This window comes from Pseudomonas sp. B12(2026) (genome assembly GCF_057767015.1).
This window is the reverse complement of record NZ_CM173430.1, coordinates 2,149,350-2,173,567: the sequence shown is the minus strand read 5'-3', so window position 1 is coordinate 2,173,567 and position 24,218 is coordinate 2,149,350. Positions and strand designations below refer to the sequence as shown.

At 67.4% G+C, this 24,218-nt stretch carries 24 protein-coding genes; 15 read left to right on the top strand and 9 right to left on the bottom strand.

Annotated elements, in window-relative coordinates; all coding sequences use genetic code 11:
- Positions 1-10 precede the first annotated feature (10 nt).
- Positions 11-1,204 (top strand): L-2-hydroxyglutarate dehydrogenase, encoded by a 1,194-nt coding sequence (gene lhgD, locus AC3B6A_RS10195; protein ID WP_488402485.1) that lies wholly within the window; start codon positions 11-13, stop codon positions 1,202-1,204.
- A gap of 170 nt (positions 1,205-1,374) precedes the next feature.
- Here lhgD and AC3B6A_RS10190 read toward each other — a convergent pair whose 3' ends face one another.
- Entirely contained in the window at positions 1,375-2,151 is a 777-nt protein-coding gene (locus AC3B6A_RS10190) for a GntR family transcriptional regulator (RefSeq protein WP_488402483.1), read from the bottom strand.
- A 385-nt stretch (positions 2,152-2,536) separates the two neighbouring features.
- Between AC3B6A_RS10190 and AC3B6A_RS10185 the strand changes: the two genes are divergently transcribed.
- Positions 2,537-3,883: an NCS2 family permease gene (locus AC3B6A_RS10185; protein WP_488402481.1), complete on the top strand. Its 1,347-nt coding sequence runs from the start codon at positions 2,537-2,539 to the stop codon at positions 3,881-3,883.
- 149 nt (positions 3,884-4,032) lie between these two features.
- Here the strand turns inward: AC3B6A_RS10185 and uraH are convergent, their stop codons facing one another.
- A complete protein-coding gene (gene uraH / locus AC3B6A_RS10180) occupies positions 4,033-4,386 on the bottom strand; it encodes a hydroxyisourate hydrolase (protein ID WP_488402480.1) in 354 nt (117 codons plus the stop codon).
- 397 nt (positions 4,387-4,783) lie between these two features.
- On the opposite strand from uraH, the gene puuE reads away from it, so the two are divergent.
- The 6 genes from puuE (at position 4,784) to AC3B6A_RS10150 (ending at position 11,109) form a co-directional block, all read left to right on the top strand.
- Positions 4,784-5,719 (top strand): allantoinase PuuE, encoded by a 936-nt coding sequence (gene puuE / locus AC3B6A_RS10175; RefSeq protein ID WP_488402478.1) that lies wholly within the window; start codon positions 4,784-4,786, stop codon positions 5,717-5,719.
- A complete protein-coding gene (gene uraD / locus AC3B6A_RS10170) occupies positions 5,716-6,231 on the top strand; it encodes a 2-oxo-4-hydroxy-4-carboxy-5-ureidoimidazoline decarboxylase (RefSeq protein WP_488402477.1) in 516 nt (171 codons plus the stop codon). The genes puuE and uraD overlap by 4 nt, the downstream gene beginning before the upstream one ends.
- A gap of 68 nt (positions 6,232-6,299) precedes the next feature.
- On the top strand, positions 6,300-6,806 hold the full coding sequence (locus AC3B6A_RS10165) for an ureidoglycolate lyase (protein WP_488402475.1): 507 nt from the start codon (positions 6,300-6,302) through the stop codon (positions 6,804-6,806).
- 52 nt (positions 6,807-6,858) lie between these two features.
- Positions 6,859-8,157, top strand: coding sequence for a urate hydroxylase PuuD (locus tag AC3B6A_RS10160; protein ID WP_488402473.1), 1,299 nt, complete (start codon positions 6,859-6,861; stop codon positions 8,155-8,157).
- Between the two features lie 357 nt (positions 8,158-8,514).
- Positions 8,515-9,459 (top strand): IS110 family transposase, encoded by a 945-nt coding sequence (locus AC3B6A_RS10155; RefSeq protein WP_488402472.1) that lies wholly within the window; start codon positions 8,515-8,517, stop codon positions 9,457-9,459.
- A 303-nt stretch (positions 9,460-9,762) separates the two neighbouring features.
- Complete coding sequence (locus tag AC3B6A_RS10150) at positions 9,763-11,109, top strand: nucleobase:cation symporter-2 family protein (RefSeq protein WP_488402471.1); 1,347 nt, start codon at positions 9,763-9,765, stop codon at positions 11,107-11,109.
- Between the two features lie 76 nt (positions 11,110-11,185).
- Here the strand turns inward: AC3B6A_RS10150 and AC3B6A_RS10145 are convergent, their stop codons facing one another.
- A complete protein-coding gene (locus AC3B6A_RS10145) occupies positions 11,186-12,358 on the bottom strand; it encodes a methyl-accepting chemotaxis protein (RefSeq protein ID WP_488403559.1) in 1,173 nt (390 codons plus the stop codon).
- A gap of 723 nt (positions 12,359-13,081) precedes the next feature.
- Here AC3B6A_RS10145 and dusA point away from each other — a divergent pair.
- Complete coding sequence (dusA, locus tag AC3B6A_RS10140; RefSeq protein ID WP_488402470.1) at positions 13,082-14,086, top strand: tRNA dihydrouridine(20/20a) synthase DusA; 1,005 nt, start codon at positions 13,082-13,084, stop codon at positions 14,084-14,086.
- A 62-nt stretch (positions 14,087-14,148) separates the two neighbouring features.
- The gene (gene tal / locus AC3B6A_RS10135; RefSeq protein ID WP_488402468.1) at positions 14,149-15,069 is read left to right on the top strand and encodes a transaldolase; all 921 of its coding nucleotides are present in this window, start codon (positions 14,149-14,151) and stop codon (positions 15,067-15,069) included.
- A 64-nt stretch (positions 15,070-15,133) separates the two neighbouring features.
- Here the strand turns inward: tal and rssC are convergent, their stop codons facing one another.
- From rssC to AC3B6A_RS10115, 4 genes are all read right to left on the bottom strand, one after another.
- Positions 15,134-15,616, bottom strand: a complete 483-nt coding sequence (gene rssC, locus AC3B6A_RS10130; RefSeq protein WP_488402466.1) for an anti-sigma factor antagonist RssC — start codon at positions 15,614-15,616, stop codon at positions 15,134-15,136.
- Entirely contained in the window at positions 15,613-16,797 is a 1,185-nt protein-coding gene (rssB, locus tag AC3B6A_RS10125; RefSeq protein ID WP_488402464.1) for a two-component system response regulator RssB, read from the bottom strand. Before rssB ends, rssC begins: the two co-directional genes overlap by 4 nt.
- A 187-nt stretch (positions 16,798-16,984) precedes the next feature.
- Positions 16,985-17,689, bottom strand: coding sequence for an MlaA family lipoprotein (locus AC3B6A_RS10120; RefSeq protein ID WP_488402463.1), 705 nt, complete (start codon positions 17,687-17,689; stop codon positions 16,985-16,987).
- A gap of 192 nt (positions 17,690-17,881) precedes the next feature.
- Positions 17,882-18,598 (bottom strand): UTRA domain-containing protein, encoded by a 717-nt coding sequence (locus AC3B6A_RS10115; protein WP_488402461.1) that lies wholly within the window; start codon positions 18,596-18,598, stop codon positions 17,882-17,884.
- A 111-nt stretch (positions 18,599-18,709) separates the two neighbouring features.
- Between AC3B6A_RS10115 and pcrP the strand changes: the two genes are divergently transcribed.
- The 3 genes from pcrP (at position 18,710) to AC3B6A_RS10100 (ending at position 20,367) form a co-directional block, all read left to right on the top strand.
- On the top strand, positions 18,710-19,450 hold the full coding sequence (gene pcrP / locus AC3B6A_RS10110) for an HAD superfamily inactivated hydrolase PcrP (RefSeq protein ID WP_488402460.1): 741 nt from the start codon (positions 18,710-18,712) through the stop codon (positions 19,448-19,450).
- A complete protein-coding gene (locus AC3B6A_RS10105) occupies positions 19,447-20,028 on the top strand; it encodes a phosphonate degradation HD-domain oxygenase (RefSeq protein WP_488402458.1) in 582 nt (193 codons plus the stop codon). The genes pcrP and AC3B6A_RS10105 overlap by 4 nt, the downstream gene beginning before the upstream one ends.
- A 75-nt stretch (positions 20,029-20,103) precedes the next feature.
- Entirely contained in the window at positions 20,104-20,367 is a 264-nt protein-coding gene (locus tag AC3B6A_RS10100; RefSeq protein WP_488402456.1) for a DUF4404 family protein, read from the top strand.
- A gap of 64 nt (positions 20,368-20,431) precedes the next feature.
- On the opposite strand, the gene queF is transcribed toward AC3B6A_RS10100, so the two are convergent.
- Both queF and copI read right to left on the bottom strand, forming a co-directional pair.
- On the bottom strand, positions 20,432-21,262 hold the full coding sequence (queF, locus tag AC3B6A_RS10095) for an NADPH-dependent 7-cyano-7-deazaguanine reductase QueF (protein WP_488402454.1): 831 nt from the start codon (positions 21,260-21,262) through the stop codon (positions 20,432-20,434).
- A gap of 125 nt (positions 21,263-21,387) precedes the next feature.
- Complete coding sequence (copI, locus tag AC3B6A_RS10090; RefSeq protein ID WP_488402452.1) at positions 21,388-21,930, bottom strand: copper-resistant cuproprotein CopI; 543 nt, start codon at positions 21,928-21,930, stop codon at positions 21,388-21,390.
- Between the two features lie 248 nt (positions 21,931-22,178).
- Here copI and AC3B6A_RS10085 point away from each other — a divergent pair, with 248 nt between their 5' ends.
- Entirely contained in the window at positions 22,179-22,862 is a 684-nt protein-coding gene (locus AC3B6A_RS10085; RefSeq protein ID WP_488402451.1) for a heavy metal response regulator transcription factor, read from the top strand.
- Positions 22,856-24,175 (top strand): heavy metal sensor histidine kinase, encoded by a 1,320-nt coding sequence (locus tag AC3B6A_RS10080; RefSeq protein ID WP_488402449.1) that lies wholly within the window; start codon positions 22,856-22,858, stop codon positions 24,173-24,175. The genes AC3B6A_RS10085 and AC3B6A_RS10080 overlap by 7 nt, the downstream gene beginning before the upstream one ends.
- Positions 24,176-24,218 lie beyond the last annotated feature (43 nt).

Sequence of the window (24,218 nt, the reverse complement as noted above, 5' to 3'; positions counted from 1 at the left end):
GGCAGGCGCAATGACCTACGACTTCTGCATCATCGGCGGCGGCATCGTCGGCCTGGCCACGGCCATGCGACTGCTGCAGGTCCGGCCGGGCGCATCGCTGCTCCTGCTGGAAAAGGAAGACAGCCTCGCCCGCCACCAGACCGGCCACAACAGCGGCGTGATCCACGCCGGCATCTACTACGCGCCGGGCAGCCTGAAGGCCGACCTGTGTAAGCGCGGCGCCCGGGCCACCCGGGATTTCTGCGACGAGCACGGCATCCCCTACGAGGTCTGCGGCAAGCTGCTGGTGGCCTCCAACGCGCTGGAACTGCAGCGCATGGATGCCCTGCTGGAGCGGGCCAGGATCAACGGGCTCGATGTGAGCCGCGTGGACGCCGGCGAACTGCGCGAGCGCGAACCGAACATCGCCGGCCTCGGCGGGCTGTTCGTCTCCAGCACCGGCATCGTCGACTACCGCCAGGTCTGCCGGGCGATGGCCTCGGCGATCGAGCGCGCCGGCGGCGAAGTGCGCCTGGAGGTGAAGGTCGACGCGATCCGCGAGGGCGGCGACGACGTGGTGATCCGCAGCGGCGAGCAGATCTGGAAGGCGCGCCGGCTGGTGGCCTGCGCCGGACTGCAATCCGACCGCCTGGCGCGGCTGGCGGGCATCGAGGTCGAACACCAGATCATCCCGTTCCGCGGCGAGTACTACCGTTTGCCGGCCAGCCGCAACGACATCGTCCGCCACCTGATCTACCCGATCCCCGACCCGGAACTGCCCTTCCTCGGCATCCACCTCACGCGGATGATCGACGGCAGCGTGACGGTCGGCCCCAACGCGGTGCTCGGCTTCGCCCGCGAGGGCTATCGCAAGTTCTCCACCAACCTGGCCGATGTGGCGGAGTACGCGAGTTTTCCCGGCTTCTGGAAGACCATCGGCGCCAACCTGCGCTCGGGCCTGGCCGAGATGAGGAACTCGCTGTTCAAGGCCGGTTATCTGCAGCAGTGCCGCAAGTACTGCCCGTCGCTGGAGCTGACCGACCTGCAACCGATGGAAGCCGGCATCCGCGCCCAGGCGGTACTGCGCGACGGCACCCTGGTGCACGATTTCCTCTTCCTCGAAACGCCGCGCATGCTGCACGTGTGCAACGCGCCCTCGCCGGCCGCGACGTCGGCGATTCCGATTGGCGAGATGATTGCCGAGCGGTTGCTCAAACCTGTCTGAACGCCTCGGGGTCGGGCGGGAATCCTGTAGGAGCGAGCTTGCTCGCGAACGGATTCACCGGTCGCTCCGGCGGTGAGGGGTTCGCGAGCAAGCTCGCTCCTACGAAGAGCCGCCGCTCCAGGTCCCAAAGAAAAAGCCCCGCGATTGCGGGGCTTTTTCATGGGCGCCGGTCAGGCCGCCGAGTCGGCGTCGGCCTTGCTGCGGCGCGGCTTCTTCTTGCCCGCGAGAAGGTGCGAGAACACCGCGTGCAGGTCGCCGGAGGCGCCGTCGCCCTCCAGGTTCAGCTTGTCGTCGATGTGCGCCATGTGGTGCATCATCAGCGTCACGGCCTTTTCCTTGTCGCCCTTCTCGATGGCGTCGAGGATTTCGTTGTGCTCGTCGAAGGAGCAGTGCGAGCGGCCGCCGCTTTCGTACTGGGCGATGATCAGCGAGGTCTGCGACACCAGGCTGCGCTGGAAGCTCACCAGCGGCGCGTTCTTCGCCATCTCGGCGAGCTTGAGGTGGAATTCGCCGGAGAGGCGGATGCCGGCGCCACGGTCGCCACGGGCGAAGCTGGACTGCTCCTGCTTCACCATCTCGCGCAACTCGGCCAGGGTATCGCTGCTGGCGTTGTCCACGGCCAGCTCGGTGATGGCGCGCTCGACGGTGCGGCGGGCGAAGAGGATCTGCCGGGCCTCGTCGATGCTCGGGCTGGCCACCACCGCGCCACGGTTCGGGCGCAGCAGCACCACCTGCTCGTGGGCCAGGCGCGACAGCGCGCGGCGGATGATGGTGCGGCTGACGCCGAAGATTTCGCCGAGGGCCTCTTCGCTCAGCTTGGTGCCGGGAGCGAGGCGCTGCTCCAGGATCGCGTCGAAGATGTGCGCGTAGACGATCTCGTCCTGAGTACCGCTGCGGGTCTTGCCGTTGCGCGGCTGCTTCCTGATCTGTTGCAACTGGTCGGTCATTGGTGTCGAACCCTGATCAGCCGGCGTGGCACCGGCGCGAAATCCGTGGGGGTTGGCGAAGAGCTGGCATCGGCCAGGTAGTGGGCAACAGTGTACACAAAATGGCCACTATCGTGCAGCAGTCCGGAACAGGCAGCCATTCGCGCCCGCGGCGCGTCATCCGGCGCCTGGGCCGTTCCGGGCCTGAGACCAATCCGAGTCTTTTCTTGTAAAAACCCGGCGAACTCGTGCCAAACATTATTTGATCTTTTTGTATACAACTGCATAATCGCGGCGTGACTTCCTGACCTTGTGGTCAACATTCACACCCTCACAACCCTCGCCGTCGGCGCAGCGAACCCGCCGCGGCAAGGGACCAACAACAAGAGCGTTGAGGAGTACCGCTGTGGAAAGCACCAAACCAGAACAACAAGCCTACGCAACCAGCCCGCCCGCCAGCGGCCTGCTGGAACGCCTGTTCAGGCTCAGCCAGCACGGCACCACGGTGAAGACCGAACTCGCCGCGGGCCTGACGACCTTCATCACCATGGCGTACATCATCTTCGTCAACCCCAACATCATGGCCGACGCCGGCATCGACCACGGCGCGGCGTTCGTCGCCACCTGCCTGGCCGCCGCGCTGGGCTGCTTCCTGATGGGCCTGTACGCCAACTGGCCGGTGGGCCTGGCGCCGGGCATGGGGCTCAATGCCTTCTTCACCTACACCGTGGTCAAGACCATGAACTACAGCTGGGAGATCGCGCTGGGCGCGGTGTTCATCTCCGGCATCGCCTTCATGATCCTGACCTTCTCCCGCGTGCGCGAATGGCTGCTCAACAGCATCCCGGTGAGCCTGCGCTTCGCCATGGGCGCAGGGGTCGGCCTGTTCCTCGGGCTGATCGGCCTGAAGACCGCCGGCATCGTGGTCGCCAGCCCCGCCACCCTGGTGCACCTGGGCGACCTGACCAGCCCCGGCCCGCTGCTGGCGGCGATCTGCTTCCTGATGATCGCGGTGCTGGAATACCGCCGCGTGTTCGGCGGCATCCTGATCAGCATCCTCACCGTCACCGTGGCCGGCATCGCCCTGGGGATAGTCAAGTTCGGCGGAGTGTTCTCGATGCCGCCGAGCCTGGCGCCGACCTTCCTGGCGATGGACATCTCCGGCGCCTTCAACGTGACCATGATCAGCGTGATCCTGGCCTTCCTCTTCGTGCACATGTTCGACACCGCCGGCACCCTGATGGGCGTGGCGCAGCGCGCGCAGCTGGTGCGCGAGGACGGGCGCATCGAGAACCTGTCGAAGGCGATGAAGGCCGACAGCACCTCCAGCGCCGTGGGCGCGCTGCTCGGCGTACCGCCGGTGACCAGCTACGTGGAAAGCGCCGCGGGCGTCGCCGCCGGCGGCCGCACCGGCCTGACCGCGGTGACCGTGGGCGTGCTGTTCGTCGCCGCGATGTTCTTCGCCCCGCTGGCCGGCATGATCCCCGCCTACGCCACCGCCGGCGCGCTGATCTACGTCGCCATGCTGATGATGGGCGGCATGGCGCACATCGACTGGCAGGAACACACCGAGACCATCCCGGCCATCGTCACGGTGATCATGATGCCGCTGACCTTCTCGGTCGCCGACGGCATCGCCCTGGGCTTCGTCACCTACGTGGCGATGAAGGTCTTCACCGGCCGTCACAAGGACGTGACCCTGAGCCTGTATGCGCTGTGCGCCATCTTCGTGGCCAAGTTCATCTTCCTCTGATCCGGCGGCGCACCCTGCAAAACCCAAGGCCCCGGCAACCGCCGGGGCCTTTCGTTTGCGCCGGCGCGCTTTTTTCGCGGGCAAAAAAAAGCCCGCAGTGTGGGCGGGCCGAGGAAGACTCCACGAAGAGTCCGGGAAGGTCGTGCCGACTAGCTACCGCGATAGGTGGAGTAGCTGTAGGGGGAAATCAGCAGCGGCACGTGGTAGTGGTCGGCCGCGGAGGCGATGCCGAAACGCAGCACCACCTGGTCGAGGAACGCCGGCTGCGGCAGCTCGACGCCACGGGCGCGGTAGTAGTCGCCGGCATTGAACAGCAGCTGGTAGACGCCGGGGCGGAAGTCCTCGCCCTGCAGCAGCGGTTCGTCGCAGCGGCCGTCGTCGTTGGTCACGCGGGTGGCGATCAGTTCCAGCTGCTGGCCGTCGACGCGGTACAGCTCGATCCTGATGCCATGGCCGGGGCAACCGTGGGCGGAATCCAGTACGTGAGTGGTCAGGCGTCCCATGGGCTTGTCGGTGTCCGGCGGACACCTTCCTCCTCTGTCTTGTCGATTCGAATTCGGCGGGCGGCCCTGCGGCAGCCGGCAAGTACGTTTGTGCGGAATCGAATATACCCAGCGATCCGCTTAATTGTATACAAAAAATTGATTCAACCCAGCGGAATGCCGCCTGAAAGCTGCCTGTCCCGGGGCGCCGAGAACCTGCGAATATCGGCTGCAGATGCCGGAAAACGCGGCCTTGCGGGCTTCCGGCGTGGATTCCCGTGCGTATACGGAAGGGAAACGCCTGTTGCGCGGATTGTATTTACAGATCGCCAAACATTTTGTATACAATACACACATCACGGCAGCGCACGGTCCACCGGCCCAGCGCCGACCGCCAACCACAAGAAGGAACACTGCAGTGAGCGCTGACTATCCACGCGACCTGATCGGTTACGGCAACAACATCCCCCATCCGCACTGGCCGAACGACGCCCGCATCGCCCTGTCCTTCGTCCTCAACTACGAGGAAGGCGGCGAGCGCAACATCCTGCACGGCGACGCCGAGTCCGAAGCCTTCCTTTCCGAGATGGTCGCCGCCCAGCCGCTCAAGGGCGAGCGCAACATGTGCATGGAGTCGCTGTACGAATACGGCAGCCGCGCCGGCGTCTGGCGCCTGCTGAAACTGTTCAGGAAGCACGACCTGCCGCTCACCGTGTTCGCCGTGGCCATGGCCGCCCAGCGCCATCCCGAGGCGATCCGCCAGATGGTCGCCGACGGCCACGAGATCTGCAGCCACGGCTACCGCTGGATCGACTACCAGTACATGGACGAGGCGCAGGAGCGCGAGCACATGTTCGAGGCCGTGCGCATCCTCACCGAGCTGACCGGCCAGCGCCCGCAGGGCTGGTACACCGGCCGCCTGGGCCCGAACACCCGGCGCATCGTCCGCGAGGACGGCAACTTCCTCTACGACTCCGACACCTACGACGACGACCTGCCCTACTGGGACCCGGCGAGCACCGCCGAGAAGCCGCACCTGGTGATCCCCTACACCCTGGACACCAACGACATGCGCTTCACCCAGGTGCAGGGCTTCAACAAGGGCGATGACTTCTTCGAGTACCTCAAGGACGCCTTCGACGTGCTCTACGCCGAAGGCGCCGAGGGCGCGCCGAAGATGCTCTCCATCGGCATGCACTGCCGCCTGCTCGGCCGCCCGGCGCGGATGGCCTCGCTGGAGCGCTTCATCCAGTACGTGAAGGGCCACGAGAAGGTGTGGATCGCCCGCCGCGTCGACATCGCCCGGCACTGGCATGAAAAGCACCCGTTCAAAGCCCGGGAGAACAAGGCATGAGCCGCTTCCAGACCCTGACCCCGGCCAGCCTCGACCGCGCCGCCTTCGTTTCCGCCTTCGCCGACATCTACGAGCACTCGCCGTGGGTCGCCGAGAAGGCCTATGACCTGGGCGTCGACGACAGCCTGAACGACATCGAGCTGCTGCAGCAGCGCATGGCCGACGTTCTCCTGTCCGCCAGCCATGACGCGCAGCTGGCGCTGATCAACGCCCACCCGGACCTCGCCGGCAAGGCCGCCGTGCGCGGCGAACTGACCGCCTCCAGCACCGCCGAGCAGGCCGGCGCCGGCATCCAGGACTGCACCGCCGAGGAGTTCGCCCGCTTCACGCAGCTCAACGATGCATACAAGACGAAGTTCGGCTTCCCCTTCATCAAGGCGGTGAAGGGCAGCAACCGCCACCAGATTCTCGCCGCGTTCGAAGAGCGCATCCACAACACGCCGGAGCAGGAATTCCAGACCGCCCTGGCGGAGATCAACAAGATCGCGATGTTCCGCCTGCAGCAGCTCTGAGCTGCGCGGGCCCCAACGCCCTCTCCGCCGAGAGGGTTCCATGCGAACAACGAACAAGAAGACCCGCCATGCGTACCCTGAAGATCGAGCCGTTGACCAAGGAAGCCTTCGCCCCGTTCGGTGATGTCATCGAAACCGAAGGCAGCGACTTTTTCATGATCAACAACGGCTCCACCCGCCGTTATCACAAGCTCGCCACCGTCGAGACGGCGCAGCCCGATGACCGCGCGATCATCAGCATCTTCAGCGCCGAATCCCTGGAGATGCCCATGCGTATCCGCATGCTGGAGCGCCATCCGCAGGGCAGCCAGGCCTTCGTGCCGCTGCTCGGCAACCCCTTTCTGATCGTGGTCGCGCCGGTTGGCGACGTACCTGTATCGGGCCTCGTCCGCGCTTTCCTGTCCAACGGCAAGCAGGGCGTCAATTACCACCGCGGCGTCTGGCACCACCCGGTGCTGACGATCGAAAAGCGGGATGACTTCCTGGTGGTCGATCGCAGCGGTTCTGGCAACAACTGCGACGAGCATTTCTTCACCGAGGACGAACAGCTCCTCCTCGACCCCCAACTAAACTAATAAGAGTGGCCCGTGCTCCGCGAAAACGGCGTTCGGGCATGAGGTAAAGACTGTGGAAGCACATCTCATCGAATGGCTGAACCTGCTGGTCCGCTGGATCCACATGATCGTGGGTATCGCGTGGATCGGCGCCTCGTTCTACTTCGTCTGGCTGGAAAACAACCTCAACCGCGTCAACCCGCGCGAAGGGCTCTCCGGCGACCTCTGGGCGATCCACGGCGGCGGCATCTACCACCTGGAGAAGTACAAGCTCGCCCCGCCGAAAATGCCGGAGAACCTGCACTGGTTCAAATGGGAGGCCTACTCCACCTGGCTGTCGGGCGTCTGCCTGCTGACCATCGTGTTCTACCTGAACCCGACCCTGTACCTGATCGCCCCGGGCAGCGGCCTGGACCCGGCCGCCGCCATCGCCATCGGCGTCGGCTCGCTGGTCGCCGGCTGGTTCATCTACAGCGCCCTGTGCGACTCGCCGCTGGGCAAGACCCCGGCCCTGCTCGGCGCCATCCTGTTCGCCCTGCTGGTGCTCGCCGCCTACCTGCTCAGCCAGGTGTTCAGCGGCCGCGGCGCCTACCTGCACGTCGGCGCGATCATCGGCACCATCATGGTCGGCAACGTGTTCCGCGTGATCATGCCGGCCCAGCGCGCGCTGGTTAAGGCCATCGAGGAAAACCGCGAGCCCGATCCGGTGCTGCCGGCCAAGGGCCTGCTGCGTTCGCGCCACAACAACTACTTCACCCTGCCGGTGCTGTTCATCATGATCAGCAACCACTTCCCGAGCACCTACGGCAGCCACTACAACTGGCTGATCCTGGCGTGCATCGCGGCGCTGGCGGTGATCGTGCGGCACTACTTCAACACCCGCCACGCCGGCAACGGCATGGCCTGGGCCCTGCCCGCCGGCGCCGTCGGCATGATCGCCCTGGCGTTCGTCACCGGCCCGAACTGGCCGAGCAGCGACAGCTCCCAGGTGCAGAAGATCGAGTACCAGCCCCTGCCGGCGACCGCCATCGGCGGCAAGACCCCGGCCGAGCATGCCAGGGAGCAAGCGGGCAAGCCCGCCGCCGGGCAGGCCTCCGCGGCCGGCAGCGAGGCGGACTTCGACAAGGTCCACCAGGTGATCCAGGAGCGCTGCGCCGTGTGCCACTCGGCCAAGCCGACCAGCAACATGTTCAGCGCGGCGCCGGCCGGCGTGATGTTCGACACCCCGCAGCAGATCCAGCAGCTCGCCCCGCGCATCCAGGCGCAGGCCGTGGCGTCGCAGGTGATGCCGCTGGGCAACATCACCCAGATGACCCCGGAGGAGCGCAAGCTCGTCGGCGACTGGATCGCCAAGGGCGCCCAGGTTAATTGAGCCTGCGGCACGGCCAGGAAAACCGCACCTTCGGGTGCGGTTTTTTTATGCCCGCGAAACGCCCAGACCTGTAGGAGCGAGCTTGCTCGCGAACCGCCGCGCCCCGGGAGCGGCCGGTGAATCCGTTCGCGAGCAAGCTCGCTTGTATGGCGTAGGGTAGGAACCTGTCGGGGGTGGAGGGACCAAGCTCGCTTCTGCAAACCAGACGGTAGGAGACTTCTCCCACCCACGTGCTCACGCCAAGCGCCGATAAGGAATCCATCGGAAACTGAGTAGCAGCTCAGACCGACAATACCGGCAAGCCTGCGCTGATGTGAGCCCCGACAGGTTGTTCCATCTTCCCCGTCGGAGTACGCCATGACAAGCCAGGTCCCCGTTATCGGCATCGATGTTGGCAAGGACTCGCTGAGTCTCTGCCATGCCCATTCAGGCGAAGTCAGCGAGTTGCCCAACGAGGTCCGCGCGATCAAGGCTTGGCTCAAGGAGCTGCCCGCCGGCTGCGCCATCGCCATCGAAGCCACTGGCACCTATCACGTGGCGGCAGCGACCCTGGCGTATGCCAAGGGGCACCGGGTCTACCTCATCAACGGCTATCGCTTGAGCAACTACCGCAAGGGGATTGGCGGTCGTAACAAGGATGATCGCAGCGATGCCCAACTCCTGGCCCGCTATTTGGCTCACGAGCACGCGCAGCTTGAGCCCTGGCAGCCGCCCAGCAAGACCTACACCCGCCTGCAGACCCTGCTGCACCGCCGCAGCCTCCTGGTTCGCAGCGCGACGGCCCTGCGGCAGGGCTTTGCCCAGGATGGCGAGCTCAAGAGAGCACTCAAACCGGTCCTGCGGCGCATGGCGGTGCTGGAGCTGCGTCTGGAGAAGCTCATTCAGGCTGCCCTGCACGACGCCGGCCTGGGCGAGCAGAGCCAACGCTGCCAGGCCATCGAGGGTATTGGCCCATTGACCGCGGCGGCCCTGAACATGGCCTTTCTGCGCGGCAGCTTTCGCAACGGTGATGCATTCATCGCGTTTCTGGGACTGGATGTGCGGGTCAAGGAGTCGGGCCGCTATTGCGGCCAGCGCAAGCTGACCAAGCAAGGGAGCCCCGAAGTGCGGCGCCTGCTGCACAACGCCGCGATGTCCGCTGCCCGGACCCACCGCTGGCGCGATCTCTACCAGAGCTACCTGGCGCGGGGACTGAAGAAAACCCAGGCGCTGACCATCCTTGCACGCAAGCTGGCGAGAATCTCCTTTGCCCTGATGACCACCCAACAGCCGTACCGACCTGCGGGTGATACGGCGAGGTAGACATAGAATCTCCTACGAAAAGCTCTCCGGCACCGTTGAAACAGAAATGTAGTCCACTCGACAAACGGCTACAGAAATAGCAAGACCAGGAAACACGCGGTCTAGAGCCATGCAGCACCGTCGAGACAAAACGCGACCAGCTAGTTGTATACAAAAATCGATTGAACGTAATACACATCGCAAGTATAAAGTCCCGCACCGCTTCACCCGCTCGGCCCCGGGGGTGAATGATGGCCAGTATCTCCCGGCTGCCGTGCCCGTCCGGCAGCCAGCGACTGACAACAATAAAAACCGAGGTGTTGCATGTCCGTGGTATCTGAACGCCGCATTCCCGGCTCGCCCGTCGATCAGCGTCTGCCCTTGCTGCAGCTGCTGCTGGTCGGTTTCCAGCACGTTCTCCTGATGTATGGCGGCGCCGTCGCCGTTCCGCTGATCGTCGGCCAGGCCGCCGGTCTCTCCCGCGAGGAAATCGCCTTCCTGATCAACGCCGACCTGCTGGTCGCCGGCATCGCCACGCTGGTGCAGTCGCTGGGCATCGGCCCGGTGGGCATCCGCATGCCGGTGATGATGGGCGCCAGCTTCGCCGCCGTCGGCAGCATGGTGGCGATGGCCGGGATGCCCGGCGTGGGCCTGAACGGCATCTTCGGCGCGACCATCGCCGCCGGCTTCTTCGGCATGCTCATCGCGCCCTTCATGAGCCGCATCGTGCGCTTCTTCCCGCCGCTGGTGACCGGCACCGTGATCACCTCCATCGGCATGTGCCTGTTCCCGGTGGCGATCAACTGGGCCGGCGGCGGCGCGGGCGCGGCGAACTTCGGCGCGGCCCAATACCTCGCCCTGTCGTCCTTCGTGCTGGCGGTGATCCTGCTGATCAACCGCTTCCTTCGCGGCTTCTGGGTCAACGTCTCGGTGCTGATCGGCATGCTGCTGGGCTACCTCATCGGCGCCGGCATGGGCATGGTCAGCCTGGACGGCATCGAGCAGCGCCCGTGGTTCGACCTGGTCACCCCGCTGCACTTCGGCGCCCCGCAATTCCACCTGGCGCCGGTACTCTCGATGTGCCTGGTGGTGGTGATCATCTTCGTCGAATCCACCGGCATGTTCCTCGCCCTGGGCAAGGTCACCGACACCGAGATCTGCCCGAGCCGCCTGCGCCGCGGCCTGCTGTGCGACGCCGGCGCCTCGTTCTTCGCCGGCTTCATGAACACCTTCACCCATTCCTCGTTCGCCCAGAACATCGGCCTGGTGCAGATGACCGGCGTGCGCAGCCGCTACGTCACCGCCGCCGCCGCGTTCTTCCTGATCGCCCTGAGCCTGCTGCCCAAGGCCGCCTTCCTGGTCGCCTCGATTCCGCCGGCGGTGCTGGGCGGCGCCGGCATCGCCATGTTCGGCATGGTCGCCGCCAGCGGCATCCGCATCCTGCATGAAGCGGACATCGTCGACCGCCGCAACCAGTTGCTGGTGGCGGTGAGCATCGGTATGGGCATGGTGCCGGTGGTGCGCCCGGACTTCTTCGCCGCGCTGCCCCAGTGGATGGAGCCGATCACCCACAGCGGCATCGCCATGACGTCGATCTGGGCGGTGCTGCTGAACATCCTCTTCAACATTCTCGGCGAGCATGGCCGGGACGCCCTCTGCGGGCATCACTGAGTCCCCTTTCGCGGGCGCCTCCCGAACGCCCGCATCAAGCCGCGTCGCCTCCTTCGCGGCTTTTTTCGCCCGCGCTTCAGGCCTCCGGGCGGTAGCCCAGGCGCAGGCCGCCCCACTGCCGGCCGCCGACGAAGATCGGCACCGACAGGTCATGCATCAGCTCGCCGGTGTCGCGGCAATAGGTCTGCAGCAGCATTGGCTGGCTGTGGCTGCCGCAGCGCAGACCGGTGCGGTCGTTGAACAGGCGCTTGCTGCGGCTCTTGAGCATGTCGACCTGGACATCGCCGCTGGGCGGATGGTTGAACGCCTGGTTGTGGGTCGGCACATAGCCCTCGGCGGTGCAGGCGATGGCGAAGACCAGCCCCTCGTGCCGCTGCAGCAGGTCCTCCTGGATGCGCGGCAGGACTTCGTCGGTATAGCGGTCGAAGCGCGTGCGGTACTTCTGCGGGCGGGTGCCCGGCAGCGGCTGGTAATCGCGGTCGAACAGGTCGTCGAGGGCGATGCGGCCGCCGTCGAGGTCCGCCTCGAAACGCGCGCTGATGGCCTGCGCGCCCTCGCGGGCGAGGTCGTAGGCGCGCTGGTGGTAATCGTCCAGGGCGACCTGGGCCAGGCGCTCGCTGACCGTCTCGGCCTGGGTCTCCAGCTGCACCGCCGCTTCCGCCAGGCGGTGGGTCTGCTCGTCGCTCACGCGCAGGTCGCCGCGCACCTGCTCGACGGCGGCGAACAGGCTGTCCAGCTGGCTGCGGTTGATTTCCGCGCCCTCGGCGATCTCGGTGATCTGGGTCTCCACCGTCGCGGCCAGGCCGGCGATGTCCTGCAACTGCCGCCCGGTGCCTTCCACCTGACCGACACCCTGCACCAGATCGTCGGCCAGCTGGCGGATCTGCTCCACCGCCTCGCCGGTCTGGCGCTGGATGTCCTCGACCATCTGCCCCACTTCATCGGTGGCCTCGGCGGTACGCCCGGCAAGCCCGCGCACTTCCTCCGCCACCACCGCGAAACCGCGGCCGTGCTCACCGGCGCGCGCCGCCTCGATGGCCGCGTTGAGCGCCAGCAGGTTGGTCTGGCTGGCGATGGACTGGATCACGTGGGTGACGCGCTGGATATCCTCGCTGCGCGCATTCAGCGTCTCGATCAGCGCCCGGCTGGCGTTGGCGCGCTCGCTGAGCTGGTGCATGCAGTCGATGGCCGCCTGCAGTTCACCGCGCCCCAGGTCGCTGCCGGCCCGCGCGCGGGTCGCGGCATCCATCGCCTGGCTGGCCAGGCTGGAGGTGGCCCGTTCGGTATGGATCATCACCTCGGCGCTGCCGACGATCTGCTCGGCGGCCACCAGCTGCGATTCGAGCTTCTCCACCAGGCGCTGCACCGAATAGGAAACGCCTGCGGCGGACAGGGCATTGCGGCTGGTCCCCCGCGACAGCTCGCGGGTCAGCTCGGCGATGTCCGGCAGCAGCGCCGGCTCGCTGGGCGAGGAGGCATTCCAGTGGAGGAACCACGGCCCCCAGAGCAGCGCCGCGCCCAGCAGCAGGCACAGCGACAGGGGCCAGCCGCCCAGGGCCTGGGCAATGAACAGCAGCACCAGTCCGCAGGTCTGCAGGGAAAGGGTGAGGACGATACGCGGACGCGTGGTATCCATGGCGGCAACTCTCTTCTTGCAGGCCCTCGGCCGCGACGTCGCGGGGACCGGCCGGGAGCCCTGATTGTTATTGTCACGGCCATTAGGCCGCCTGCGCCGAGCCGCGGCTATCGTCCCTTAGTGGTAGATGGGCAGCACCAGAGACCCGCCTTCATACGCCGGGGCGGAGCGGCGCCGGAGCACCGCCGCCGACGCACGACAGGCCTGCCGCTGGCCGATCATCCAGGCCGCCCGCCGGTTTCCGTGCGCTCGGCCGGCAAGACCGGTAAAATATCCGCCCTTTCCGCCGGCGCGAGCGATTTCGCGCCACCCCGCGAATCCTGATCCGACGTACCGATGACCACTGCCACAACCACCGCCACCACCCGCCCCGAGCCCTCGCGCCGCTTCAGTGTCGCGCCGATGATGGACTGGACCGACCGCCACTGCCGCTTCTTCCTGCGCCAGCTGTCCAGCCACGCCCTGCTCTACACGGAGATGGTCACCACCGGCGCGCTGCTGCACGGCGATGCCGCGCGCTTCCTGCGCCACGACGAGAGCGAGCACCCGCTGGCGCTGCAACTGGGCGGCAGCGTGCCGGCGGAGCTGGCGGCGGCGGCGAAGCTGGCCGAGGACGCCGGCTACGACGAAGTGAACCTGAACGTCGGCTGCCCCAGCGACCGGGTGCAGAACAACATGATCGGCGCCTGCCTGATGGGCCATCCGGCGCTGGTGGCCGATTGCGTGAAGGCCATGCGCGACGCGGTGTCGGTCCCGGTGACGGTGAAACACCGCATCGGCATCAACGGCCGCGACAGCTACGAAGCGCTGTGCGACTTCGTCGGCCAGGTCCGCGACGCCGGCTGCCGCAGCTTCACCGTGCACGCCCGCATCGCCATCCTCGAAGGCCTGTCGCCCAAGGAGAACCGCGAGGTTCCGCCGCTGCGCTACGACATCGCGGCGCAGCTCAAGCGCGACTTCCCGGACCTGGAGATCATCCTCAACGGCGGCATCAAGACCCTGGAGGAATGCCGCGAGCACCTGCAGGTCTTCGACGGCGTGATGCTCGGCCGCGAGGCGTACCACAACCCCTACCTGCTGGCCCAGGTGGACGCCGCGCTGTACGGCGCGGACGCGCCCGCGATCAGCCGCGCCGACGCCCTGGCGCGCCTGCGCCCGTACATCGAGCGGCATATCGCCGAGGGCGGCGCGATGCACCACGTGACCCGCCACATCCTCGGCCTGGCCCAGGGCTTTCCCGGCGCGCGGCGCTTCCGCCAGCTGCTCTCGGTGGACGTGCACAAGGCCGCCGATCCGCTGGCCCTGCTCGACCAGGCGGGCGAACTTCTCGCGGGGCATTGAGTCCCGTTGAGCGGCGCATCGGCCTCGGGTAAGGTCGATGCACTCTCCACGGAAAACTCGCCATGACCTCCAAGCTGGAACAACTCAAGCAATACACCACGGTCGTCGCTGATACCGGCGATTTCGACGCCATTGCCCGCCTGAAGCCGGTGGATGCCACCACCAACCCGTCCCTGCTGCTGAAAGCCGCCGCCCTGCCCCGCTACGCCGAGCACCTGGCCCGCGCCACCGACGGCGCCCGCGGCGATGCAGGCCTCGCCTGCGACCGCTTCGCTGTCGCCGTGGGCAAGGACATCCTGGGCGTGATCCCGGGGCGCATCTCCACCGAAGTCGATGCCCGCCTGTCCTTCGACAGCGAAGCCACGCTGCAGCGCGCGCGCCGCCTGATCGGCCTGTACGACGAGCAGGGCGTGGGCCGCGAGCGCGTGCTGATCAAGATCGCCTCCACCTGGGAAGGCATCCGCGCCGCCGAACAGCTGGAGCGCGAGGGCATCCAGACCAACCTGACCCTGCTGTTCTCCTTCGCCCAGGCCGCCGCCTGCGCCGATGCCGGCGTGTTCCTGATCTCGCCCTTCGTCGGCCGCATCTACGACTGGTACAAGAAGGCCAACGCTCGCGACTACGTCGGCGCCGAGGACCCCGGCGTGCAGTCGGTCTCGCGCATCTACCGCTACTACAAGGCCAACGGCTACAAGACCGTGGTGATGGGCGCCAGCTTCCGCAACCTCGGCCAGATCGAGCAGCTCGCCGGCTGCGACCGCCTGACCATCAGCCCGGACCTGCTGCAGCAACTGGCCGAAGCCCAGGGCGAACTGCCCCGCGTGCTGCAGCCCGGCGGCGGCGAAGCGCGCCAGGTGCTGGACGAAAGCGCCTTCCGCTGGCAGATGAACGAAGACGCCATGGGCACCGAGAAGCTGGCCGAAGGCATCCGCCTGTTCGCCCGCGACCAGGAAAAACTCGAAGCGCTGCTCGGCGGCCAGTAAACCCGGCACGCACAAACGCAAACCGGCGCCCCAGGGCGCCGGTTTTCATTCAGGCATCAGAAACTCAGTGGCGCTCGAGGGCGTTCACCAGATCGTGGAAAGCCTCGCGGTTGGACTCGTTGAGCCCCATCAGGATGCGGTGGGCTTCCAGCACCTTGCTGCGCACCACGTCCTCGGACTGGTCCTGCGGCGGCAGGTCGGTAAGGCAGTCAGTGCACGGGATCGGCCGGTCGACGATGTTGAACACCTGATCGAAGCCCATCGACTGCAGCAGACGGGTGATGTCCGGGTTGGTGGTCACCAGCGTGGGCAACAGACCGACCTTCTGCCGCGAGAGGATCGACAGCTTGGCCAGCAGGCCCAGCGTGGTGCTGTCGATGCTCTGGGTTTCCGTGAGATCGATGATGATCGCCGAGAAATTCAGCGCGGCGAAGATTTTTTCAATGGTGGAATCCAGTGCCGAACACAGGGTCAGTCGGACTTCGCCCACGAACTTCAGGACAAACGAGCCATCCTGCTCGGCGAACTGGATTTTACCGGTACTCATGCAAGGTTCCTGCTCAACACCAGCAAGGCAATATCATCCGGCATCTCGGACAACTTGGCCAGTCCGAAGACCTGGCGCAGGCCATCCAGCGTTCCGCCGGCGGCTACGACCTGCTCGGGCAGGGCCGTCTCCTTTTCCTTCAGGGTAGCTCCCGGCAGCACGTCGAGGATACCGTCGGAGAACAGCGAAAGGCTGAAGGACTTGGGAAGATCGAGGACATGGTCCTCGTAGGTGGCTTCGTCGAACAGCCCCACCGGCAGGCCGCGGCCCTCCAGGTAGCGGGCGTCGCCGTCGACGTAGAGCACCGGCAGCGGCAGGTGGCCGCCGATGCTGTAGGTCAGGCGGTCGGTTTCCAGGTCGATCACGCCGCCGAGCATGGTCACGTGCTTGCCCAGCTTGCAGTTGATCAGCCCGCGGTTGATGTGCCCGAGCACGTCCGAGGGCCTGAACTCCGGCAGCATGCCGTTGCGCCGCGACTCGTAGAGCAGGCGCGTGGTCATGAACTTCAGCAGCACGGTGACGAACGCCGAGGAGGCGCCGTGGCCGGACACGTCGGCCAGGTAGAAGCCGATGCGGCGGGAGTCCACGCGGAAGTAGTCGACGAAATCGCCCGAGAGGTACAGCGACGGGATGATCTGGTGGGAGAACGTCAGGCCGTCGGATTCCCAGGGGGTTTCCGGCAGCATGTTCATCTGCACCTGGCGACCGGCGTTCTGGTCTTCCTGGAGCAGGTTCAGGCTGGCCTGCAGCTCGCGGTTGGCGGTTTCCAGCTTCTCGCGGTAGCGGCGGTTTTCCGAACGCAGGAAGGCGCGGTCGAGGGCGCGGCGAACCGAATGCTCGAGGACGGCGAGGTCTTCCAGCGGCTTGATCAGGTAGTCGGCGGCGCCCAGGCGCAGGGCCTCCACCGCATCGCTCATGACCCCGGCGCCGGACAGCACGATGATCGGGGTTTCCACCGCCATCTCGCTGACCCGGCGGATCAGTTCCAGGCCGTCCATCTGCGGCATGCGCAGGTCGCAGATCACAAGGTCGGGCAGTTCGTGCTCGAACACCTGCAGGCCCTGCTGGCCATTGGTGGCCTGCAGGACGGTGAATCCACTGTCTTCCAGGTAGGCGGCGAGGCTTTCTCGAACGACGTCATCGTCATCGATGATCAGCAGCGAAGCACTGGGTTTGTGCATGGGTCATCCAGGCAAACGGCGCCGGAGGGGGGTGATGGCGCTCATTCAAGGGAACAACGGCGCGGGTCAGGTCGGGTGCGACAAGGCGCAGACACTACTCCCATCCGCCCGACGGTTCAAGCAGGCGCCGCCCGCGAGCGGATTGGCCGGACGCGGGGGCCTGTGCCGGTGGGCGGACGGGCCGGGATCAGAAGTCGTCTTCGACCTGGCCGTCCTTGACCCTGAACTCGCGGTTCTGCAGGTAGGCGTTGCGGATGAAGGTGTACCTGTCGCCGCTGATCAGCTTCTCGGTCTTCAGCAGGTCGGCGCGGGTATCGACGACATCCACCCCGCGGATGCTGTTACGCACCGCGACGTTGTCGATGTACGGGTACGGGCCGGTATAGGCGTCCGGGATCAGCGACGGCGCATCGCGCAGGGTGCTCGGGCCGAGCAGCGGCAGCATCACGTAGGGACCGCTGCCCACGCCGTAGGAGCCGAGGGTCTGGCCGAAGTCTTCGTCGTTGCGGCGCAGGCCCATGTGGGTGGCGACGTCGATGAAACCGGCCAGGCCGAAGGTGGTGTTGAACAGCAGGCGGCTGGTGTCGACGCCGGCGTCGCGCACCTTCAGCTGCAGCAGGTCGTTGACCAGGTTCTTCACGTCGCCGATGTTGCTGAAGAAGTTGTGCACGCCGTCCTGCACGAAGTTCGGGGTCACCTTCTGGTAGCCCTGCGCCAGGGGCTTGAGCGCATAGGTGTCGAGCGTGTCGTTGAAGGTGAAGATCGGACGGTTGATGCTCTCCCAGGGGTCATCCTCGCTCTCGGCCTGGGCCAGGAAAGGAATCGTCGCCAGGCTGGTAGCGGCGAGCAGGCTGAGGCAGCGTTTCGTCCATTGGACGCCTAGTGGGCGCATCGGTGATTCTCCAGTGAATGACATTCCGGGCCGGCCTGAACGGGCCCGCTACGCGGGCGGATTATATAGGTTCGCGAGCGGTTTGATGACAAGAAGCGCCATCGCCGGACTTCGAGAATGGCGCCGCCGTGGCAGCGGCGCGGGCGAGAACCCCACCCGCCGCGACTTCCACGGACACAGCATAGTGCCACTTCAGTCCGGGTAACGTGCTTCGATGACGATTTCCAGCGAATCCGAGCGCCAGAATTCCTGGTCGAACTCCACCAGACGCCCGCCGGCCACATAGCTCGCCCGCTCCAGCTGCAGGCCCGGCGCGCCCGCGGTGAGCTGGAGCAACGCCGCCCGCGCGTCATCCAGCGCGGTGGGATGCATCGCCAGCTCGCAGCGCGACAGCGTCAGCCCCAGGCGCTCGCGCAGCACCCGGGTGAGGGAGCGGTCCAGCGTCTCGTCGAGCAGGCCGGGGCACCAGCCGGCATCCAGCACGATCTCCTCCAGCATCACCGGACGCTCATCGACCCAGCGGCGCCGACGCACGCGGAACACCTCGGCGTCGTCCGCCAGCCCCATCCGCCGGGCCAGCGCGGGGCCGGCGGCGCAGCGCTCGGCCGCCAGCACCTCGGTGCGCGGGGTACGCCCCTGGGCCTGGACGTAATCCATGAAGCCCGTGGTGCGCGTCGGGTTGTAGCGAATCCGCGGCGGTGAGACGAACCAGCCCCGGCGGTTCTCGCGGTACAGCAGTCCTTCGGTCTCCAGCTGCTGCAGCGCCTCGCGCAGGGTCACGCGGGTGCAGCCGAAGCGCTCGGCCAGCTCGCGTTCGGCGGGCAGGCGCGGGCCAAGCGCGGCACTGGCGATGTCCTGCGCCAATTGGTCGCGGATGCGCAGGTAATGATGGATGGGCTCGACCGGCATGCTGCTCTCTCTGGCGAATGCGCGGCGATTATAACGGCAGCGGCGGCGACTTCATCGGACCGTCACATTGGCCCGCTAGTCTGGCCTAGACCACTTGCCAGAAATCCCGCCATGCCCGCCACCGCCGACCTTCCGCGCTTCACCTCCCTGCTGTTCGGACTGTCCGGCGACCTGGTGGACTTCGGCGCACGGACGCTGCCGGTCGCGCTGCAGCGCGCCTGTCCCGACTGCCCGCCGGAGCGCCTGAGCAGCGCCCTCGCCCTGCCGCCGGAAGCGGCCCTGGCGCACGCGCTGGACCGCCCGGCCGACGCGCGGGAACGGCAGCGCTTCCAGTCCGCCCTCGACCGGGCCGCCCGCGACCATGCCGGCACCACCCCCGGCGCCCTCGACGTCCTGCGCGGGCTGCGCGAGCGCGCCATCCCCTGCGCCTGGCTGGAGGAACTGCCCGCCGCCACCGCCCGGCATCTGGCCAGCGACCTCGACCGCCTGGCCGTCGGCCTCGACGTCGCCGGCCGCCAGTGGCCCGCGCCGGATGCCTGCTGGCAGGCGCTGATGCAACTGGGCAGCCCGCACCTGGACGGCTGCGTGCTGGTCAGCGGCCAGCCCCGGCTGCTGCAGGCCGGGCTGAACGCCGGACTCTGGACCATCGGCCTGGCCGCCAGCAGTCCGCTCTGCGGGCTGGCACCGGGCGACTGGGAAGGCCTCGACAACGCCCAGCGCGACCGCCGGCGCGCCCAGGCCACGCTGGGCCTGTACCGGCTGGGGGTGCATTCGGTCATCGATCACCTGGGCGAGCTGGATTCCTGCCTGCAGGACATCGCCGGCCGCCGCCTCAAGGGAGAAAAGCCATGAAGCACCCGCGCCACCGCTTCATCGACGAACTGGCCGAACGCTTCGCCAGCCACGGCGCGGAGCCGTACGGCGAGACCGTCAGCCAGGCCGAGCACGCCCTGCAATGCGCGACCCTGGCCAAGCGCGCCGGCTGCGCCGACAGCCTGGTGATCGCCGCCCTGCTCCACGACATCGGCCATCTCTACGAAGACCCGGCCGCTCTGGAAACCCGCGATCTGCGCCACGAGGAATTCGGCGCCAACCTGCTGCGCGAGCTGCTGCCCGAGCCGGTCTGGCAGCCGGTGCGCCTGCACGTCGCCGCCAAGCGCTACCTGTGCGCGGTGGACCCGACCTACCAGGCCGGCCTGTCCTGGGCCTCGCGGCAGAGCCTGGCGCTGCAGGGCGGCGCGTTCGACGGGCACGCTGCCAGCGCCTTCCTCCGCGCGCCCTACGCGCAGGACGCCATCACCCTGCGCCGCCTGGACGACCTGGGCAAGGACCCGTCCATGCGCACGCCGGAGCTGGAACACTTCTTCCCGCTGCTCGAACGCCTGCTGCGCGTTGATCGGCATCAGGCAGGCCGGCGCGCGGCGAGTTAAGCTCAAGGCATGGCGATGGACCTTGCTCCGCCGGACAGGGTCCATCTTGGGTACGCAACGCAGAAGGACACCACCATGCCGACACAACGCCTCCAGCAAGAACTCCAGGCCCTGCGCGAGCAACTGGAGCGCCAGCCCCCGCTGAACGAGGACGAGCGCGCAGCGCTGCAGGCCCTGATCAAGGACATCGAGATGCAGATGGCCAGCGAGGACGCGCTGGCCGACGAGACCCTGACCGACAGCATCAACCTGGCCGTGGAGCGCTTCGAGGCGAGCCATCCGACCCTGGCCGGAACCCTGCGCTCGATCATGCAGAGCCTGGCGAACATGGGCATCTGAGCCCCGTGCCCCGAAGCCCGAAGATGAAAAACCCGGCCAAGGCCGGGTTTTTCGTATCCGCGTTTTACTGGCGCACCAGCCGGCGGTTGTCCGGCTCCACCGCTTCGCTGCTGCGGTACGGGTTGATGTCCAGCCCGCCGCGGCGCACATAGCGCGCGTAGACGGTCAGGCGGGCCGGCTGCAGCAGGCGCCGCAGGTCGAGGTAGATGCGCTCGACGCACTGCTCGTGGAAGTCCTGGTGCTGCCGGAAGGACACCACGTAGGCCAGCAGGCTCGCGGCATCCAGCGCCGGGCCGCTGTACTCGACCACCAGCGTGCCCCAGTCCGGCTGGCCGGTGACCGGGCAGTTGGACTTCAGCAGGTGGCTGTAGAGCACTTCGTCGACGCGGCGGGTGTCGTCGCAGCGCAGCAGTTCCGGGCGCGGGTGGTCGTAGCGGTCCACCGCCAGTTCCAGGTCGTCGATGCAGGTGCCTTCGAGCCGGGCCACGCCCTCCTCCGCCACCTCGTCCAGGCTGCGCACGCGCACGCGCACCGGCGCGCCGGCGGCGGCGGAAAGGTCGCGCTGCAGCACCGCGCGCACGGCGTCGGTGCTGTCGAAGGCGCTCTGGTTCAGCGAGTTGAGGTAGAGCTTGAAGGACTTGGATTCGATGATGTTCGGCGACTTCGCCGGAATGGCGAACTCGCCGATGGCCACCACCGGCTTGCCCGAAGCGGTCAGCCAGGACAGCTCGTAGCAGTTCCAGATGTCCACGCCCTGGTACGGCAGGGTCTGCGCGGTCAGGCCCAGCTCGGCCCACTTGGTGGTCCGGGAGATCGGGAAGAGCAATCCCGGGCTGTAGGTGGAGACGTATTCGCTGGATTTGCCCAGGGGCGAGTGTTCGGCGGGGTGCTGCATGGGAAACCTGCTGGATCGGCGGCGGCGAGCGGTGGCGCGAGGCGGCGAGTGTATACAAATCCGCCGCGCCTTTCAGCAGCCAGGGGACGGACGCCCGCGCGCCGCCTCGCGCGGCCCCGCCCGGCTCAGGGCTGGACGTTCAGCTTGCCGACCATGCCGGCCTGGTAGTGGCCGGGGATGTTGCAGGCGAACTCCAGGCTGGTGGCCTTGCTGAAGGTCCAGGTGAGTTCGGCGCTCTTGCCCGGCTCGACCAGCACGCTGTTGGGGTCGTCGTGCCTCATCATCGGCATGTCGCCGTGGCCCATCATGCCGTGGTCCATGTTGCCCATGTCGTGCGGCATGCCGGTGGGCGTGAGCACCCCGGCATCCATCATCTTCTGCATTTCCTTCTGGTGGCTGGCGTGCATCGCCGCGCTGCCCAGGTTGAACTCGTGCAGCAGGCTGCCGCGGTTGTGGATCACGAAGCGCACCGTCTCGCCCGCCTTGACGTCCAGCGACTTGGGCTCGAAGTACATCTCGCCGACGTTGATCTCCACGCTGCGGGTGGCCTGCTCGGCCTTGGCCGGGGTGCCGAAGTCGTAGCCATGCGCGGTGGCGGCCAGGGCCGGCAGGCTGAAGCCCGCGGCGATGGCCAGGGCAGACACGCAGAACAGGTGACGCAGGGACATATCGCAACTCCTCGATAACGTTTGACGCATCCTCGCCTTCCGCGCCTGCCGCCTGGCTGTCGGGAAGATTACAGTTCTGTCAGCTTCGCATCCTTTCCGGCCGGCGGGTTTATAAAGACGACGAAAACGTCCGCCGGGCCTCCCGCCTGGGCGCACCCGCAGCCTGGGCGGCCGGGCTGTCGGCGCGCCGACGCAGTGATTACCCTATCGACAGCCGCGCCGCCGGCGCCTGGATGGATACTTCCGAGATGAAACTCCTGATCGTCGAAGACGAACCCCGCATCGGCCAGTACCTGCAGCAGGGCCTGAGCGAAGCCGGCTTCGCCGTGGACCTCTGCCAGGACGGCGATGAGGGCCTGCAACTGGCGCTCTCCGGCGAGCACGACCTGCTGATCCTCGATGTGATGCTGCCCGGCCGCGACGGCTGGCAGATCCTCCAGGCCGTGCGCCAGACCGGCAGCGCCGTGCCGGTGCTGTTCCTCACCGCGCGCGACGCGGTGGAAGACCGCGTGCGCGGGCTGGAACAGGGCGCCGACGACTACCTGGTGAAACCCTTCGCCTTCGTCGAACTGCTGGCGCGGGTGCGCACCCTGCTGCGCCGCGGCGGCCAGCAGCTGCAGGAAACCACCCTGCAACTGGCCGACCTGGAACTCGACCTGCTGCGCCGCCGGGTGCAGCGCGGCGGCCGGCGCATCGACCTGACCGCCAAGGAATTCGCCCTGCTGGAACTGCTGCTGCGGCGCAGCGGCGAAGTGCTGCCCAAGTCGCTGATCGCCTCGCAGGTCTGGGACATGAACTTCGACAGCGACACCAACGTCATCGAGGTCGCCATCCGCCGCCTGCGCGCCAAGGTCGACGACGACTTCCCGCAGCGCCTGATCCACACCGTGCGCGGCATGGGCTACGTGCTGGAGGAGCGCGACGCATGCTGAGCGCCCGCCTCTCCCTGGGCGTGCGCCTGAGCCTGCTGTTCGCCGCCTGCACCGCCGCCGTCTCGCTGCTGGCCGGCATCCTGTTCAGCCGCGCCAGCGAGGCGCACTTCGTCGAACTGGACCTCCAGGTGATGGCCGGCAAGCTGGCAGTGTTCCGCGACATCCTCGCCGACGTCGCCGGCCCCGCCCAGTTGCAGCCGCACATCGCCGAGCTGCGCCACGAACTGGAGCGCCAGCCCGACGTGGGCCTGCGGCTCCAGGGCGGCGACGGCCAGCCCTGGTTCGAGCAGTTGCCGGCAATGGTCATGCCCGGCGGCCCGCCGGCCTTCCGCGAACTGCAGGCGCCGCTGGACGCCCGTGCGCCGGACGGCGCGCAACTGACCCTGGTGCTCGACATCACCCACCACCAGCACTTCCTGCAGCGCATGCAGCGGCTGATCTGGCTGACCATGGGCCTCTCGGCGCTGGCCACCGCGCTGCTCGGCGCCTGGGCCGCGCGCGCCAGCCTGCGCCCGCTGCGGCGCATGAGCGAGGTCGCCGCGCGGGTCTCGGCGCACTCGCTGACCACCCGCCTCGACGCCAGCCAGATGCCACAGGAACTGCGCGGCCTGGCCGGCGAGCTGAACGCCATGCTGGCCCGCCTGGAAGAAGCCTTCCAGCGGCTGTCGGCGTTTTCCGCCGACATCGCCCACGAGTTGCGCACCCCGCTCACCGGGCTGCTGACCCAGACCCAGGTGGTGCTCTCGCGCACGCGCGGCCTGGAGGATTACCGCGAGGCGCTGCACGGCAACCTGGAGGAGCTGGAACGGCTCACGGCGATGGTCAATGACATGCTGTTCCTGGCCAAGGCCGACCACGGCCTGCTGGCGCCCAACCGGCAGACGCTGGCGCTGGCCGGGGAAGTCGACGAGCTGCTGGAGTTCTACGCGCCGCTGGCCGAGGAACGCGGCATCCGCCTGGAGCGCCAGGGCGAACTGCGGGTCCAGGGCGACCGCTCGCTGCTACGCCGCGTGCTGGCCAACCTGCTGGACAACGCCCTGCGCTTCACCACCGACGGCGGCACCATCCGCGTGTGTCTGGAGCCGGGGCGCCTGAGCGTGGAGAACCCCGGCCGGGAGATTCCCGCCGAACGCCTGCCGCGCCTGTTCGACCGTTTCTACCGCGCCGACCCGGCCCGCCGCGAGGGCCGGGGCGAACACGCCGGGCTGGGCCTGGCGATCTGCCGCTCGATCATCCTCGCCCACGGCGGGGAGATTCGCTGCGAGTCGGCGCAGGGGTGGACGCGGTTCGTCATCGAGTTTCCGAAGCTGTAGGCAACGCCCGGTGCCTCCCCGCGCATCGCCTCCGACGTCCCGC

What these genes read in the sequence shown, in the direction of transcription:
- lhgD (WP_488402485.1), top strand. Translation starts at nt 11, where the DNA reads ATGACCTACGACTTCTGCATCATCGGCGGCGGCATCGTCGGCCTGGCC.
- AC3B6A_RS10190 (WP_488402483.1), bottom strand. Translation starts at nt 2,151, where the DNA reads ATGACCGACCAGTTGCAACAGATCAGGAAGCAGCCGCGCAACGGCAAG.
- uraH (WP_488402480.1), bottom strand. Translation starts at nt 4,386, where the DNA reads ATGGGACGCCTGACCACTCACGTACTGGATTCCGCCCACGGTTGCCCC.
- uraD (WP_488402477.1), top strand. Translation starts at nt 5,716, where the DNA reads ATGAGCCGCTTCCAGACCCTGACCCCGGCCAGCCTCGACCGCGCCGCC.
- AC3B6A_RS10165 (WP_488402475.1), top strand. Translation starts at nt 6,300, where the DNA reads ATGCGTACCCTGAAGATCGAGCCGTTGACCAAGGAAGCCTTCGCCCCG.
- AC3B6A_RS10155 (WP_488402472.1), top strand. Translation starts at nt 8,515, where the DNA reads ATGACAAGCCAGGTCCCCGTTATCGGCATCGATGTTGGCAAGGACTCG.
- AC3B6A_RS10150 (WP_488402471.1), top strand. Translation starts at nt 9,763, where the DNA reads ATGTCCGTGGTATCTGAACGCCGCATTCCCGGCTCGCCCGTCGATCAG.
- AC3B6A_RS10145 (WP_488403559.1), bottom strand. Translation starts at nt 12,358, where the DNA reads ATGGATGCCGCGACCCGCGCGCGGGCCGGCAGCGACCTGGGGCGCGGT.
- dusA (WP_488402470.1), top strand. Translation starts at nt 13,082, where the DNA reads ATGACCACTGCCACAACCACCGCCACCACCCGCCCCGAGCCCTCGCGC.
- tal (WP_488402468.1), top strand. Translation starts at nt 14,149, where the DNA reads ATGACCTCCAAGCTGGAACAACTCAAGCAATACACCACGGTCGTCGCT.
- rssC (WP_488402466.1), bottom strand. Translation starts at nt 15,616, where the DNA reads ATGAGTACCGGTAAAATCCAGTTCGCCGAGCAGGATGGCTCGTTTGTC.
- rssB (WP_488402464.1), bottom strand. Translation starts at nt 16,797, where the DNA reads ATGCACAAACCCAGTGCTTCGCTGCTGATCATCGATGACGATGACGTC.
- AC3B6A_RS10120 (WP_488402463.1), bottom strand. Translation starts at nt 17,689, where the DNA reads ATGCGCCCACTAGGCGTCCAATGGACGAAACGCTGCCTCAGCCTGCTC.
- AC3B6A_RS10115 (WP_488402461.1), bottom strand. Translation starts at nt 18,598, where the DNA reads ATGCCGGTCGAGCCCATCCATCATTACCTGCGCATCCGCGACCAATTG.
- pcrP (WP_488402460.1), top strand. Translation starts at nt 18,710, where the DNA reads ATGCCCGCCACCGCCGACCTTCCGCGCTTCACCTCCCTGCTGTTCGGA.
- AC3B6A_RS10105 (WP_488402458.1), top strand. Translation starts at nt 19,447, where the DNA reads ATGAAGCACCCGCGCCACCGCTTCATCGACGAACTGGCCGAACGCTTC.
- AC3B6A_RS10100 (WP_488402456.1), top strand. Translation starts at nt 20,104, where the DNA reads ATGCCGACACAACGCCTCCAGCAAGAACTCCAGGCCCTGCGCGAGCAA.
- queF (WP_488402454.1), bottom strand. Translation starts at nt 21,262, where the DNA reads ATGCAGCACCCCGCCGAACACTCGCCCCTGGGCAAATCCAGCGAATAC.
- copI (WP_488402452.1), bottom strand. Translation starts at nt 21,930, where the DNA reads ATGTCCCTGCGTCACCTGTTCTGCGTGTCTGCCCTGGCCATCGCCGCG.
- AC3B6A_RS10085 (WP_488402451.1), top strand. Translation starts at nt 22,179, where the DNA reads ATGAAACTCCTGATCGTCGAAGACGAACCCCGCATCGGCCAGTACCTG.
- AC3B6A_RS10080 (WP_488402449.1), top strand. Translation starts at nt 22,856, where the DNA reads ATGCTGAGCGCCCGCCTCTCCCTGGGCGTGCGCCTGAGCCTGCTGTTC.